The sequence below is a fragment of the Hallella mizrahii genome (assembly GCF_009695775.1).
In the GTDB taxonomy this organism is placed as follows: domain Bacteria; phylum Bacteroidota; class Bacteroidia; order Bacteroidales; family Bacteroidaceae; genus Prevotella; species Prevotella mizrahii.
In genome coordinates, this window is record NZ_VUNG01000005.1 from 105,251 (window position 1) to 121,250 (window position 16,000).

General features: G+C 54.0%; 12 protein-coding genes. 7 read left to right on the forward strand and 5 right to left on the reverse strand.

The genetic code is table 11. The annotated features are described in order from the left end of the window. The first annotated feature begins 151 nt into the window (after window positions 1-151). From FYJ73_RS03790 to FYJ73_RS03820, 7 genes are all read left to right on the forward strand, one after another. A complete protein-coding gene (locus tag FYJ73_RS03790) occupies window positions 152-3,115 on the forward strand; it encodes a SusC/RagA family TonB-linked outer membrane protein (protein WP_154533381.1) in 2,964 nt (987 codons plus the stop codon). A gap of 12 nt (window positions 3,116-3,127) precedes the next feature. Beyond that, on the forward strand, window positions 3,128-4,711 hold the full coding sequence (locus FYJ73_RS03795; RefSeq protein ID WP_154533382.1) for a RagB/SusD family nutrient uptake outer membrane protein: 1,584 nt from the start codon (window positions 3,128-3,130) through the stop codon (window positions 4,709-4,711). Between the two features lie 12 nt (window positions 4,712-4,723). Further along, window positions 4,724-6,073 (forward strand): DUF5111 domain-containing protein, encoded by a 1,350-nt coding sequence (locus tag FYJ73_RS03800; RefSeq protein ID WP_154533383.1) that lies wholly within the window; start codon window positions 4,724-4,726, stop codon window positions 6,071-6,073. Window positions 6,074-6,133: 60 nt separating this feature from the next. Continuing rightward, window positions 6,134-7,180, forward strand: a complete 1,047-nt coding sequence (locus FYJ73_RS03805; RefSeq protein ID WP_154533384.1) for a glycoside hydrolase family 53 protein — start codon at window positions 6,134-6,136, stop codon at window positions 7,178-7,180. Window positions 7,181-7,207: 27 nt separating this feature from the next. After that, entirely contained in the window at window positions 7,208-9,694 is a 2,487-nt protein-coding gene (locus FYJ73_RS03810) for a DUF4982 domain-containing protein (RefSeq protein WP_154533385.1), read from the forward strand. Between the two features lie 114 nt (window positions 9,695-9,808). Beyond that, on the forward strand, window positions 9,809-10,267 hold the full coding sequence (locus tag FYJ73_RS03815) for a hypothetical protein (RefSeq protein ID WP_154533386.1): 459 nt from the start codon (window positions 9,809-9,811) through the stop codon (window positions 10,265-10,267). Further along, complete coding sequence (locus FYJ73_RS03820; RefSeq protein ID WP_154533387.1) at window positions 10,260-10,700, forward strand: hypothetical protein; 441 nt, start codon at window positions 10,260-10,262, stop codon at window positions 10,698-10,700. Before FYJ73_RS03815 ends, FYJ73_RS03820 begins: the two co-directional genes overlap by 8 nt. A gap of 521 nt (window positions 10,701-11,221) precedes the next feature. Here the strand turns inward: FYJ73_RS03820 and FYJ73_RS03825 are convergent. From FYJ73_RS03825 to FYJ73_RS03845, 5 genes are all read right to left on the reverse strand, one after another. Further along, window positions 11,222-11,638, reverse strand: coding sequence for a DoxX family protein (locus tag FYJ73_RS03825; protein WP_154533388.1), 417 nt, complete (start codon window positions 11,636-11,638; stop codon window positions 11,222-11,224). 309 nt (window positions 11,639-11,947) lie between these two features. Beyond that, complete coding sequence (locus FYJ73_RS03830; protein ID WP_154533389.1) at window positions 11,948-12,280, reverse strand: cation transporter; 333 nt, start codon at window positions 12,278-12,280, stop codon at window positions 11,948-11,950. A gap of 101 nt (window positions 12,281-12,381) precedes the next feature. Next, the gene (locus tag FYJ73_RS03835; RefSeq protein WP_154533390.1) at window positions 12,382-14,418 is read right to left on the reverse strand and encodes a TonB-dependent receptor plug domain-containing protein; all 2,037 of its coding nucleotides are present in this window, start codon (window positions 14,416-14,418) and stop codon (window positions 12,382-12,384) included. A gap of 104 nt (window positions 14,419-14,522) precedes the next feature. Next, window positions 14,523-14,900, reverse strand: coding sequence for a hypothetical protein (locus FYJ73_RS03840; protein ID WP_154533391.1), 378 nt, complete (start codon window positions 14,898-14,900; stop codon window positions 14,523-14,525). Window positions 14,901-15,492: 592 nt separating this feature from the next. Next, complete coding sequence (locus FYJ73_RS03845) at window positions 15,493-15,936, reverse strand: Hsp20/alpha crystallin family protein (RefSeq protein WP_154533392.1); 444 nt, start codon at window positions 15,934-15,936, stop codon at window positions 15,493-15,495. Between the last annotated feature and the right edge of the window lie 64 nt (window positions 15,937-16,000).

Below are 16,000 nucleotides of genomic sequence, written 5' to 3' on the forward strand. Positions count from 1 at the left end.
TGCAAAAGTACAAAAAAGACAAGGAAAAACAGCATGGTTGTCCAATTTCTACCCTCATTTGTCCAAAATAACATCCCTTCACTAAGCAGAGAAGCCTAACTTTGCAGCACGAAGACATTGAAACACTAATAACATTTTAATCAGAACCTAAATGAAGAACAACAACAAGACATTGCCCAAATGGCTCTATGTGTCATTGATGGGTTGTATGCTGACGCTGCCGCTTAGCGTGTGGAGTCAGGGAAAGACCATCACGGGTAGCGTGGTCGATGCTGATGACGGCAATCCGCTCATGGGTGCCACCATCATGGTGGAAGGCAGTAAAGACGGTACCGTCACCGACATGGACGGTAATTTCAAGATGAACGTCAATGGTCCTTCCCGCAAGTTAAGCGTCTCGTATCTCGGCTACGACACCCAGGAGGTAAGTATCACTAATGGTACGCTCGTGATCAAGTTGCACAGCACACAGCGCAACCTCAATGAGGTGGTCGTCGTGGGCTATGGTACCACACGGCGCAGCGACCTGACCGGTTCGGTGTCTACCGTACAGTCCAAGGACTTCAACAAGGGACTGGTGAGCAGCCCGGAGCAACTCATCAACGGCAAGGTAGCCGGTGTGCAGATCATGTCAAACAGCGGTTCGGCTACCGCGGGCGCCACAATCCGCATCCGTGGCGGTGCCTCGCTCAACGCCAGCAACGACCCGCTCATCGTCCTCGACGGCATACCCTTGGAGCAAGGCGGCATATCGGGCAACGGCAGCAACTTCCTGAGCCTGATCAACCCCAACGACATCGAAAGCATGACCGTACTCAAAGACGCTTCCTCTACGGCCATCTATGGTTCGCGTGCTTCCAACGGTGTCATCATCATCACCACGAAAAAAGGTGCCAAGGGAAAGCTGCGCGTCAATTTTAGCACCACCAACAGCTTGCAGACCCGTACGCGCATGATCGACATGATGAGCCGCGACGAGTTTGTCAATACCATCAACACCCAAGGCACCGCTACACAGCGGGCTTTGCTTGGCAACGACAATACCGACTGGAACAACCAAGTCTATCGCACCGCCTTCGGCACCGACAACAATCTGAGCCTCTCGGGCACTGCGGGGTTCCTGCCCTTCCGTGTGTCTACAGGATTCTACAGTCAGGACGGACTCGTGCGCAAGGACAACGCCAAGCGATGGACCGGCAACGTAGTGCTCAACCCCTCTTTTTTCCAAGACCATCTGAAGCTCACACTCAACGTCAAGGGTACTTATAATAAGAACAGCTTCTACAACGGCAGTGCCATCTGGGCCGCCGCCACCTTCAACCCCACCCTGCCTGTCTACGCCGACAATACCACTTATGGCGGATACAACGAGGCACTGGATGCCTCGGGCGTTCCTGTCAACGGCGGCGTGTGCAACCCACGCGGACTGGTCGACCAATATGACTCGCGCTCCACGGTGAAGCGCCTCATCGGCAGCTTTGACGTGGACTACAAACTCCATTTCTTCCCCGACGTGAAACTCCACGCCACCGTGGGCACTGACATCGCCCGAGGCGAAGGCACAGTATATGTGCCCACCACGGCAGCCTCTAACTTCTCCACCCTGGGACTGGACTACGGCTATGGCCCTCAGAAAAACACCAACCAGCTGATGACGCTCTACGCCAACTACAGCCACTACTTTGAACCCGCACGAAGCAATGTGGAGGTGACTGCTGGATACGACTACCAGTACTGGAAGAGCACCACACCGATGTATGTCACACGCAACGCCAAGGGCGACGAGCTCTCCACAGTAAAGGCCAGCGACTACCGCCATGTGCTGAAATCTTACTATGGCCGTCTGAACTATTCCTTCGACAGTCGCTACCTGCTCACGGCAACTCTCCGCCGCGACGGCACCTCACGCTTTTCCGGCGACAACCGCTGGGGCACCTTCCCCTCGGTAGCACTCGGATGGACGATGACTCAGGAGAAATGGCTCAAGGACAGCAAGGTCCTCAGCAACCTGAAACTGCGCGCCAGCTATGGTGTCACAGGACAGCAGGACGGCATCGGCAACTACAACTATCTGCCGGTCTACACACAAAGCGTCGCCGGTGCCGAGGCAATGATGAACGGCGAGTATATCCTCACCTATCGCCCCGAGGCATACGTCTCAAACCTGAAATGGGAGACAACAAAGTCATGGGACTTCGGTCTGGACTTCGGATTCCTTGGCAACCGCATCACCGGCAGCCTGGACTACTACACACGCAAGACCGAAGACTTGCTCGCCACTGTGCCCTCTGCCGCCGGTACCAACTTCGCCAAGAGCATTCTGACCAATGTGGGCAACGTGGACTCCCACGGACTGGAAGCTTCGCTCAACGTCACACCCATACAGACCAAGGACTGGCAATGGAACCTGAGCTACAACATCACATGGGAACAGATGAAGGTCAAGAACCTTTCGCTCGTCAAGGGCTCGCAGACTACCAACGTGCTCGTCGGACCGAGCATCGACTCCTATCAGTTCCAAGTGCTCTCCGAGGGCTACGAGCCCTATATGTTCTATCTCTATCATCAGCTCTACGACCCTGCCACGGGCAAACCGATCGAAGGTGCGTATGCTGACCTCAACGGCGACGGCGTCATCAACTCTGAAGACCGCTACCGCTATAAGTCGCCGGCTCCCGACGTGATGATGGGACTGAGCACCTCGCTGCGCTGGCGCTCGCTGACACTGAGCACCTCGCTGCGCGCCAACATCGGCAACTATGTCTACAACGGCATGGCCATGAACACCGGCGCCTGGGAGACCGTGAGCTACAACGCCTACCAGCTCAACAACCTCAACCGCAGCTATCTCGCCACAGGATTCCAGACGCGCCAGCATCTCTCAGACTATTATGTCGAGAATGCCTCGTTTGTGAAGATGGACAATCTCTCGCTGAGCTATGACTTCGGCAGACTCAACCGCTGGATCGCCGACCTGACCGTCTCGGCACTCGTGCAGAACGTGTTCACCATCACCAACTACGACGGTGTCGACCCCGAGGTGCCCAACGGCATGGACAGCAGCTTCTACCCACGTCCAAGAACCTATTCGCTCAGCATCGGACTACAATTCTAAACACTCTCAACCATGAAAAGAACATCTATTATCAACCACATACTTCTGGCCGGCGCTCTGACGGTCTCGCTCTCGGCGTGCACAGAAAGCCTCGACCAGTTCCCTCACACCGAGACCACTTCAAAAGAGGTCTACAACACCACAGAAAACTATCGCGCCGTGCTCGGCAAGATCTACACGTCGATGACCACCACCGGCCAGGGCAAGGGCGGTGACAATCCTGATCTCTCCAGCAACGAGGGACAAGACTACATGCGTGACCTCTTCAACCTGCAGGAGGATGGCACCGACGAGGTGGCCTCTACCTGGTTGTCGGGCGACAAGACGGGCGACCTGACCTATCTCTCCTGGGATGCCAACGACCCGTGGGTGGCGGATATGTATTACCGCATCTACTACAACATCGCGCTGTGCAACGAGTTTCTGCGTCATTGCTCACCGGAGACGGTAGCTGCTGCCACCGGCACTGACCAGGACAACCTGCGGCACTATCGTGCCGAGGCCCGCTTCATGCGTGCGCTGTTCTATTACCATGCCCTCGACCTCTTCCGCTACATTCCCTTCGTGACGGAAAACGATCCCGTGGGCAGCTTCACGCCTCCGCGCTACGAGCCACAGCAGACCTTCGACTATATCGAAAGTGAACTGAAGGACTGCGTGACCGACCTCTACCCGGCCAGCGAATGTCCTTACGGACGTGCTTCGCAGGGAGCCGCCTACACGCTGCTCGCCCGTCTCTATCTCAATGCCGAGGTCTACACGGGCAAACAGAAATACACCGAATGTATCCAAGCCTGCAACAATGCCATCGACCAGGGCTATACCCTCCACAGCGACTATGCACAGCTCTTCAACGCCGACAACGACAAACGCACCGACGAGATCATCTTCGCGCTGCCCGTCGACGCCAAGCACACCGTGACGTGGGGCACCACCACTTATATCATCTGCGGTGAACTCGGCAACACCTCTGCCGACCTCAATCCTGCCGACTACGGCGTGACAAAGGCATGGGGCATGTTCCGCTCTCGTGGCGAACTGACCTCGAAGTTTGCCGACGGCGACAACCGCTTCATGTTCTTCACCAAGGGACAAAGCCAGTATCTAGACAAAATCGACGATCAGACTCAGGGCTACTTCCCCATCAAATGGACCAACATGACCGATGACGGGCAACAAGCCTCCAACACAGCCGACGGTGGCGTAAACACCGACTTTCCGCTTTTCCGTCTGGCCGACGTCTACCTGATGTATGCCGAGGCTGTCGTTCGCGGTGGGCAAGGCGGATCGCTCAACCAGGCGCTCGACTATGTCAACGCTCTGCGCCGGCGTGCCTTTGGCAACAACAGCGGCAACATCAAGGTCAACGAGCTCACTACCGACTTCCTGCTCGACGAGCGCGCACGTGAACTCTATCTCGAATGCCAGCGCCGCACAGACCTCATCCGCTTCGGTGCCTTCACCACCTCGAAATATCTCTGGCAGTGGAAAGGCGGTACCAAGGAGGGCATGGCCGTAGACAACAAGTACAACATCTACCCCATACCGACCACCGACCTGACTGCAAATCCCAACCTGTATAACGAAAACTATTGATCAACAAGCACCATGAACAAACTATTATATCGTTTCATCATCGTGGCGGCCGTCATTGCCAGCCTGTGCAGTTGCAACAAGGACGGTGACCTTATCTTCCTCAACGGCTTCGGTGCCTCTTCGCTGGTGGCCTCCACCGACGAGGTAGCACTCTCTACCGCCAACAAAGCAAAGATCGTGTTGTCGCTGGCATGGAAAAATCCCGACCTGCTGACATCCGACTCCACCAAGACTGCTGCCGACGGACTGCTGAAGACTTATCTGCAAGTCTCGGCCAACGAGAATTTCGAAAACTGCGCACAAACCACAGTGACCAATCTATCCAAAGCCTACACCGGCGACGACCTGAACAGTCTGGCCAAAGGACTCGGACTGACACCCGACGCGCAGTCTCCACTCTACTTCCGCGTCATGTCGAAAGAGGGCGACAACATGTCTCCTGCCTACAGCAATGTGTGCAAGGTGATGGTCACGCCCTTTACCATACACATGAACAGCGTCGACGTGCTCAACAAGGACAAGACCGATGTCATCGCTCAACTGTTCTCACCCTCGGAAAACGGCATCTACACCGGATACATGAAAGCCACGGCATGGCTCAACTGCTGGTTCCAGGAAAAGGACGGCACGCTGTGGGGCAACTATGGCGCCGACGGACACGAGTTTGAACTCTCTGACGCCTCCGACGCGTGGAACTGCTGGTTTGCCGACGGCAAGGGCGACTGGTATGTCACCGTGGACACGAAGAGCAAGACCTGGAGTGCTGCCAACATCATGACCGTGAAGGTAAACGGTATGGACCTGACCTACGACAGTTCGACGGACTCGTGGAGCGCCGTGATGAAGGTGGACGACAACACCCGACTGACCGCACAGGCCGACGCAAAGGAGTACAACACAACGACTCGCACATCGAGTTCCAAGGACATCAGCCTCGCCCTCGCTGACACCACGCTCGCCAAGGGCGGCACATACACCGTGACACTCGCCATTCAGCCCGCCGACGCGCAGTTCCACTTCTCTGTAGTGGAGGGTGAGAAAAAACCCAACGAAAAGCCTCAGACGCCACTGCCCGCTACCCTCTCGATGTATTCCAAAGATGGCAGCACGCTGCTTGCCACCCTCAATCAGACTGAAACCAAGGGCGTGTATACCGGCACCTACAAAGCCTCGCAGTGGGAAAACTTTAAATTTGTCGATACAGAGAACAACATCTGGTACGGCTCTGACCCCAGCGACCTGTTCACGCTCTCTTCTGCCGAGGATGCCTGGAACATCTGGTTCAAGGATGACTTTGAGTCAGGAACCATGCTGACCGTCACTGCCGACCTCAACACGCTGAAGTGGAGCTACAGCAAATAATTTTTTTCACACCATAAAATAATAAATCCTCAATCATCAACATATATAAATAAGGAACACATGAAAAAAATGAATATTCTGAAAACGGCCACTGCCGCCCTGCTCAGTCTGTTTGCCGTCTCGCTCTCGGCATGCAGCGACGACGACACGGTGGGAGCACAGACAGCAAAGACCTACGACATGGGTGGCTTTGCCAAGGGTGCCGACGTGAGTTGGCTCACCGAGATGGAGGCCAACGACATTGCCTTCTACGATGCTACGGGACGCAAGAATGACTGCATGAAGATCCTGCGGTCCTTAGGCATGAACGCCATCCGACTGCGTGTCTGGGTGGATCCCGCCGACGGATGGTGCGGTCAGCAAGACGTGGTCGCCAAAGCCGTCCGTGCCCACAACCTCGGCATGAGGCTGATGATCGACTTCCACTATTCCGACTCCTGGGCTGATCCCAGCAAGCAAAACATTCCGGAAGCCTGGAAAAACTACACACTGGAGGAGATGAAGCAAGCCGTAGCCAACCATACCAGGACCGTGCTGGAAGCACTGAAAAAGGCTGGCATCGACAGCGTGGAATGGGTGCAAGTGGGCAACGAGACCACTACGGGAATGCTTTGGCCAATGGGTAAAGTCTCCAACGGCAACTTCGCCAACTTCGCCCAATTGGTCAATGCGGGCTACGATGCCGCCAAAGAGGTGTATCCCAAGACCAAGGTCATCGTGCACGTGGACCAGGGCAACAAGCTCGGTAAGTTCACTTGGCTCTTCGACGGACTGAAAGCCGCCGGGGGCAAGTGGGATGTCATCGGCATGAGTCTCTATCCCGGCGACAGTGACTGGACCACGGAAGTAGCCGACTGCCTCACCAACATCGAAAAGTTGAAGCAACGCTATGGCACCGATATCGTCATCAGCGAGGTAGGCATGGACTGGAACTCGGAGCAGGCTGAGCCCTGCCTCAGGCATCTCGTCGACGGGGCGAAAAAGGTGCCGGCCTGCGAGGGCGTCTTCTACTGGGAGCCTGAATGCTACAACGGATGGAAGCAATATGCCAAAGGAGCTTTCGACAACAGTGGAAAACCGACCAAGGCTCTCGATGCCTTCAAATGAAGTAACATACTTAAATAAACGATACAGATGAAACCATTCACCATCCTCTTTTTGTCCTTGCTGGCCACCGCGCCTGCATCGGCACTCGCCAAGAGCCGTGTCTTGAGTCAGCACCAGGAAGTCAACTTGCAACAAGGCTGGCTTTTCTCGCGCGACAGCCTCCACTGGCAATCCGTCTCCATTCCCCACGACTGGGCTATCAGCGGCCCCTTTGACAAGAAATGGGACTTGCAGTATGTGGCTATCACTCAAAACGGCGAGAAGGAGAAAAGCGAGAAGTCGGGACGCTCGGGTGCACTGCCCTGGATAGGCCGCGGCTTCTACCGCCGCACGCTGTCCGTACCGAAGCGTGCCACCCACGCCTACCTGCAGTTCGACGGTGCCATGAGCGAGCCTCACGTCTATGTCAATGGCAAACTGGCAGGATGGTGGGCCTATGGCTACAACGCCTTCCGCATCGACATCACTCCTTATATGATGAAGGGACGCAGCAACGAGGTCGTCGTCAGCCTCAACAATCGCGAGGAGAGCAGTCGATGGTACCCGGGCGGAGGGCTCTACCGCCCTGTCAGCCTTATCCTCACCGGCAAGGCATTTCTCGACCCGTGGCAAAGCTTTCTCTATACCGAGAAGGCTGACGCCAACGAGGCTACACTGGTCTACAGCGACCATGTCAAGGGTGGACAGGGCGAGCAGCTCTGTGAGCGGATACAGCTCTACGCACCCGACGGAAAAGTGGTGGCAACAGCCGAGGGCAAGGTGGGCAACGACGGAAAGATCGGTCTGCGCCTCCGGGTAGCCCGCCCACAACTGTGGTCACCGGAGACACCAACGCTCTATCAGGTCAAGATCGAACTCGTCAAAGGGCAAGGCCGATACGCCACCGTCGTGGACAGCCGCACGATGAAGACAGGCATCCGCACCATCGCCTTCTCGCGTGAGCATGGCTTCCAGCTCAACGGCGTGAGCCGTAAGTTCCAAGGCGTATGCCTCCACCACGACCTCGGACCGCTCGGCACCGCTGTCAACAAGGCGGCGCTCATCCGCCAGGTGAAGATTCTCAAGGACATGGGCTGCGACGCCATCCGCACGTCCCACAACATGCCGTCGACAATGCAGATGGAGGTCTACGACTCGCTGGGCATGATGGTCATGGCCGAGAGCTTCGACATGTGGCACTATCCTAAGTGCAAGAACGGCTACGCCCGCTTCTTCGGCCAATGGGCCGACAAGGACATCGAGCACCTCGTACGCAACCACCGCAACCATCCCTCGCTGGTGATGTACTCCATCGGCAACGAGATACCGGAGCAGTGGAGCCAGGAGGGCGTCGACATCGCACGGCGCCTGCAGGACATCTGCCATCGCCTCGACCCTACCCGACAGGTCACACAAGGCATGGACCGTGCCGAGGACGCACTGAAGTCGGGCTTCGCACAAGTGATGGACATCCCGGGATTTAACTACCGCGTGTATAAATATGACCGCAACATCTCGAAACTGCCCCAAGGCTTTCTCCTTGGCAGCGAGACGGCCTCTACAGTAAGCAGCCGTGGCGTGTATAAGTTCCCCGTGACCGTATCGGACAAGAATGTTTACCCCGACGGACAATGCTCGAGCTACGACACCGAGTACTGTTCTTGGAGCAACCTGCCCGAAAGCGACTTCATGGCTCAGGACGACAAGGACTACACCATCGGGCAGTTTGTCTGGACGGGCTTTGACTATCTCGGCGAGCCCACGCCCTACGACACCTACTGGCCGTCGCGCAGCAGCTATTTCGGCATCTGCGACCTCGCCGGACTGCCCAAGGACCGCTACTATCTCTACCGCTCGGTATGGAACCACCGCGACCACACCGTCCATCTGCTGCCCCACTGGACTTGGCCGGGACGCGAAGGCAAGGTGACACCGGTGATGTGCTACACCGACTACGACGAGGCTGAGCTCTTCGTCAACGGCAAGAGCCAGGGCAGACGCCATAAGACGGGACGCATGTCAGTGTCGGCAACCGCTGGGAAGCTCGTCGAGAAGATGGGCAAGGAGATCACCGACAGCCTCCTCTCGCGCTACCGTCTGATGTGGGACAGCGTGGTCTACGAGCCCGGTGAGCTCAAGGTGGTCGTCTATGACAAAAACGGAAAAGCCGCCGGGGAGAAAACCGTGCGCACCGCCGGTGTCCCTGCCGCTCTGAGCCTCACTGCTGACAAAGACACGCTCCATGCCGACGGCAACGATCTGAGCTACATCACAGTGGCACTGACCGACAAAGACGGCAACCCCTGCCCCGACACTGCCGATGACATCCACGTCGAGGTCTCGGGGGCTGGAACCTTCCAGGGCATCTGCAATGGCGACGCTACCTCGCTGGAGCGTTTCACCGAACCTCACATGCATCTCTTCCACGGCATGCTCGTAGCCACTGTCAGAAGCGGACACAAGCCGGGAACCATCACGGTGGAGGTCAGCACGGCAAGCGGCATCAGACAAACCATCACCATCGCCGTGAAGTAAAGTTACCGGCGATACAACCATAAGGGCGAAAAGCATCAGATCCTGATGCTTTTCGCCCTTTTCGTTTGCAGATATAGCGTAAAACTCGTATATTTGCAGAAAAAAGCAGAGACGATGACAGAACTGATAATACAAATAGAGGACAAGACTATACTTCCAAGCCTGAAAAAAGTAATGAGATCCATTCAAGGAGTAAAAAGCATAGCCTTGAAGACGACTACACCTGCTATATCTCCAACGGCACAACGTCTTCTGAAAGATTTAGCAGACTATGAGTCCTATAAAAAAGGATGGGACAACGAGTCTGCAGCTCCCCTTAGCCCTATAGTTATCAAGTCCTTTAAACGTCTTCTTGAAAAGAGTAACGAAGACGATCTAAAAGATTGGAACATTTTCCCAGAGAAAAATGGTACGATGATCCTTGAGAACTCAAAGCGCCAAGCCCAAATCAATTTGGCAGAAAAGGAGTTTTCATACTTTATTTTGGCCGACTCTGGACTCAAAGGAGAAGATCATATAAAATTGTCAACAAGCAGATTACTCAAAGCCATCAAAGCCATCAACCATGATTGAAAATAGAGAAGATGTAGCGAGAATACTATTCTCACCCAAAATGATACACAATGGAACGCTGTTGCCTGCGGCATTTGAACTCCGTAGCCATATATCAGAAGACTATCTTTCTGTATTACGAACCTCTATTCCTTCATGGAAAGAAGAGATGCAACTTGTTCCTAACAGACGAAATAGAACAGCAATAGCATATTCCACTCTAAATGTAGGGGAAACAAGAGCTTTGTCTGACGACGACACAATTTTTGATGTCGTAGCTTATCCGAGTGAAAAATTTAAATCACACGCAGGGATTACTATAAAATACAAAGGGGAAAAAGTTATTGGTGGCATTCCTATCAAGCAGTCTTCTTTGACAGCAGAATCATTTATTCGTCTTGCCATACGCTATAAATTACTTGTATTAGCTCGTAAAGAGGTACACTACTTATAACCTGTTTGGATATATACGTTATTATTCTTACATACATTGCCGTGCATTGACCAAGCATTTATGTTTGCACAAGGTATCAAAAAGAAACGTCACCACAGAGAGAAAAAGACAATATCTGTTGAAGATATTGACATTTTTCCGCCTCTGTGGTGACGTTTTTCTGAATCAAGTCCTCTTCTGCTCCGATTTTCGCGATTTTTAGAGCATTTTCTATAATCTACTTACAATCAACCACTTATAGCAAAGCCTCTGCTTTCTTGAAAAGAGAAACGCCTTTTCAAGCACTCATCTCAGTGGTTTTGCCTTGTCATCTCAGTGGTTTTTGCGCATCATCTCACTTGTTTCACCTCATCATCTCACTTGTTTCTTCGTGTCATCTCAGTTGTTTTATCGTGTCATCTCAGTGATTTCTATCAAAGATGCCACTTTCGACGAAGCCAAAGCCCCATGAAAGCCAACCACCACGACGTAGAAGCAACCGTCAGGAAGAAGAGGTTTTGTAAGAAAAGCTGATGGCCGTATCAGTCGGTCACATGCCCCTTGGTCACGGCATACTTGCCGCCACCGGTGAAGCAAAGCACGGCGGCACCGAGGAGGTAGAGCATCGGCAACTCAATCGCCCAGCCACCGGTCATCGGATCCACGGAGAAGATGACGGACAGATGAGCCATGAGGATGGCAACTGCCATATTGCCCACCATCACCACGGAAGCCACGCGCGTCCACGCACCCAGCACGATGAGCACAGAGGCAAGCAACTCGGCTGCCAAAGAGAAATAGGCAATGAAGCCGGGGAGGCCCATGCCTGCCAACATGCCCTCGATGGCAGAGACGCCATAGATGAGCTTGTGAACACCGTGGAAGAGCATCAGGCCTCCCACTGTCAGACGCAGCAACAGCAGACCAAGGTCGTTGTTGCGAAGAAAATTCTTATCCATTTTGTTGTTGTTATCAAATTAAAAATACGGTATTTTTATTTCCACCCATGTTACTCCCAAAGGGTTTTGATGTAGGGGCGGGGGTTATCCCCGCCCTAACCCCGCAATTCATATGCAACGGATGCTTACGTAGGGGCGGGGGTTATCCCTGCCCTAACCCCGCAAAAGATATAAAAACAGATGGCACGGGGATGGAATGATTACCGACAAGGGGGTTAGGGCGGGGATAAACCCCGCCCCTACGAACCCACCACTTCGGACGGATTTAGGAGCAAGAATAATTCCCACAGTTCAGGGGAATCTCTCAATTTACATATTGTCGCACTGCTCGTTCATGTCGCGCTCCACCTTCTCACCCTTCTTCAGTTCACGGGCTTTATAGCCGAACTTCGGGAAGGCGGCCTCGAGCTTCTTTCTGTCGGTCTTGGCAGGGTTGTAGACGATGGTCACGGTTTGGTTCTCCACGCTGGTAAGAATGTCCTTGACACCCTTCTCAAAGCGCAGTCCGTTCTTGATCTTGTTCTCGCAGTTGGCGCAGTGCATCTGCGGTGTGGTGGTGACGACGAGCGTATCGTTGGCGCTCTTAGCGTTGGCGGCAGTACTCATGGCTGCCAGCATCATAGCAAAGAATAACTTCTTCATATCGCTTTCTGATTAAAAATGATTGATTTGATTGATAATTACAATTATTGACAACAGCCAAAGCTCCTCGAAGGAGCCTTGGCCTTAGGATACATGTTCTCTTACTTCAAATTATAGCGTATGCCGATATATGCTCTTGCGCCCTGCATGGGACCCCAGACAAGGGTGGGATCGAAGGTGCTGCTCCAAGGATGCGCGGCATCGATGATCGGATTTTTCTGCTTATAGCCCGTGAGGTTCTCACCACCCACATAGACTGAGAAATGGCGGAAGGTGCGGGTGACCTGCGCGTTGAGTTGTCCATAGGCGGGATAGCTTTCTTTCCAAGAAGACGTGCCGTCGGCCAAGGTGTAAGCCTTAGGCAGACGTCCACCACCGTTAAGGGCGAAGGTTGCGTCGAACTGCCACAGGCCGAGCGGTGTCTTGTACGAGGCAGTGAGCAGACCTTTGTAGCGGTTGGTTAGCGGCTGGCGCAGGAGCTCGCCGCCGTAGGTCGTCTTCACATCGTTGTAGCGATAGGCTGCCGTCATGGTCATGCCCCGGAAGAGGTCATAGGTAGCGTCGATCTGGAAGGTGTGGGAGTAGGACTTGCCGTGCAGATTGCCGATATGGATCTGCGTCGGATCCGTGTCGTAATCGATGACCACCTGGTTGCCAAACCGGGTATAATAGTACTCGGCGTTGACTTTCAACGTCTGACGGCCGAGCGGGATGTTCAGTGCTGTGCTCAGTCCGTAGTTCCATGCGCTTTCCTGGTCGAGCTTGTCGATGACGAGCTGGCGTCCGCTGGCCATGAGATAGTTGTTCTCGGCCAGGGCGTGCACCGTGCGATAGCCCTTACCGGCAGAGGCGCGCAGGCTCCACAGGTCGTTGACCTGCCACTTCACATGAAAGCGGGGCGTGACGAAGGTGCCGTATTCCGAGCTGTGGTCGACGCGGATGCCCGCCATGGCCACGAGACGCTCGTGGAGGTTGTAGGTGTACTGGGCATAGCCGCCTACCACATTTTCCTTCTCGTTGAGCCGCTGGCCGAGGTAGGTCTGACCCACATAGTCGTGGTTCAGCGAGGCACCGACTGCGAGGTTGTGCTCAGGAGTGAAGTTGGTCTCGAACATCAACTGCGAATAGACGTTTTTCTCGTTGACATCATAGTCCTTGCGGCCATAGGTGGCATCCATCTCGTGCATCGAGGCGGAAGACATCCAGGCGATGTTTGTGCCGTGGCTGGGGTCGAGGATGAAGGCGTGCTTCATATAGCCTTCGTAGCGGTGGGTGTTGAGGTCGATGCGGTAGAGCGGCTCGGTCTGATGGCTGAGCACTCCCTCGTGGTTGGTCTGTCCGCTCTCCCGCTTCTCGTCCAAAAGCGAGAGACCACCGTGGAAGATATAGTTGCCCGTCTTGCCATACCAGCGGTTCTGCAAGTTGAACTGCCGTGTCTGCGGGTCGTCCATGAATCCGTCCTTGTTGCTGTCGTGCTCCTTGAGATTGTCCTCATAGTGTCCGAGGATCTCGGTGCTCAGTCCTTTAGCAAGATGCACGTTACCGTCAGCGTTGGCCTCGATGCGGCTCATGGTGTTGCCATAGAGGTTGACGTGCACATTCTCGTCGTCCTCGGGCTTGAGATACTCCACGTTGATCTGTCCGGTCATGGCCTCGTAGCCGTTCTTCACGCTGGCATTGCCCTTGCTCACCTGTATGCTTTTCATCCACGTGCCGGGCACATAGCCCAAGGAATAGGGTATTGCGGCACCACGGAAGTTGGGGAGGTTCTCGGTGAGCATCTGCACGTATTTGCCACTGAGTCCGAGCAGCTTGATCTGCTTGGCACCTGTGGCGGCGTCGTTGTAGCTCACGTCGACCGAAGGGTTGGTGGTGAAACTCTCGCCGAGGTTGCAGCAGGCAGCTTTGAAGAGCTCGTCCTGAGAGATGATCTGTCCGTTCATGGCACCCTTCATGCGCATCATGCCGGGCTTGCGGCTGACCACCTGCACCTCGTGAAGCGTCTGGTCGGGCATGATGCCTACGCTGTCGAGGGCACTGGTAGCTGTGGAATCAGTGTTCTGGACGGGTGCTTTTTGGGCAAAAGAGGGATGTGCCAGCATTCCCATCATGCCGGCAAGCAAAATATTCTTATTCATTGATGAATTTCCTTTGAATGATTCATTGACTGCGAAAAAAATGATTCTCCTTTCTTTCTGTTGCTATATACACCTTATATTATATAGCTTGCGTCAATGATGATTCAAAGTCTGAGCACACGCAAATGGTGCAGGTACTCCCGCGGAGGCGAGCACCATGTGGGGATATATGCGCTGGGCGCATGTATGAGGATGAATGAATGTGCGAGAGAGAGCAGTCCCGTGGTAGGCACGACCGTCACCCCGTGCTGCGAGAAGTCGAAGAGATGGCTCTCGGCCAGCGAGCTCGGTGCCAGCTTGATGGTCTTCACCACCATGCAGCCTTTCATGCCATGGCAGTCGTGGTTGCCCTGTGCCTCGGCGATCTGCGCCACTTCGGCACGGCCTGAGTGCATGCACACTTCCACACTCAGTCCTGCACTCATCGCCACGATCAGCAATGAGAACACCAATGCCGGAAATATGTGCAACAGTCTCTTCATATCCGCAAAGTTACGAAAAAGATTCTGTACAGCCATAATGTCAGCCACTTAATAAATGCTAATTGCCAGAAAATCATAAATCAAAACCCAAAGATCATAAAAAAACATATGGCACGGGGGGGAATGCAATGCAGCTAGGGCGGGGTCATCAGGAAGTTACGATTCTCAAGGATGCGCAGCTCCTGTGGAATGCAATGTAGGGGCGGGGTTCATCCCCGCCCTAACCCCGCAAAAGATATAAAAACATGTGGCACGGTGGTGGAATGATTACCGTCACGGGGGTGGAATGATTACCGACAAGGGGGGGAGAATGATTACCGACAAGGGGGTTAGGGCGGGGATAACCCCCGCCCTAACTACGAACCCACCACTTCAAACGACGTTTAGGGTCGGAGACAATTCCCCGCAATTCAGTGTCAAGGGTGACAATGTAGGGGCGGGGTTCATCCCCGCCCTAACCCCGCAAAAGATATAAAATGTGTATCTCAGTGAGAATTCAGAAAAAAAAATCCCTCTCGTCTCTCGGCGACGTATCGCTTTGAGACGAGAGGGAAATATTATGAATTTATGTAAGAGAGATGAGCTATATGGATTACTTCACTTCGATGCTCTTGTTTTCCTCTTTCTCAGCCTCCTTGCTCATCTTGGGCAGGTCGACCGTGAGGATGCCGTTCTCGACCTTGGCAGAGATCTTCTCCTTGTCCACGTCGTCGGGCAGCACGTAGGTCTGCTCATAGTTGCTGTAATTGAACTCGCGGCGCAGATAGTGCTCTTTCTTGTCCTCGGCTTTGTCCTCCTCCTTATGCTCGAACTTATCCTCAATCTTAAGGTTGAGGTTACCGTCCTTGTCTATGCTGACGCGGCAATACTCTTTCTTCAAGCCCGGAGCAGCGATCTCCATCACATAGCCCTTGTCAGACTCCTTGACGTTAACAGCCGGTGCGGTAGCGTTCATCCGCGGCATCATGTCCGTGTCGAAGAAGTCGTTAAAGAAGTTTGACATCCAGTTGTTATCATTTCTTTTAGCAAGTAACATAAGACATACCTCCTAATTATCGTATTAATGGTTATTGTTCAGTTATTTGGAGCTCTTCCATCCT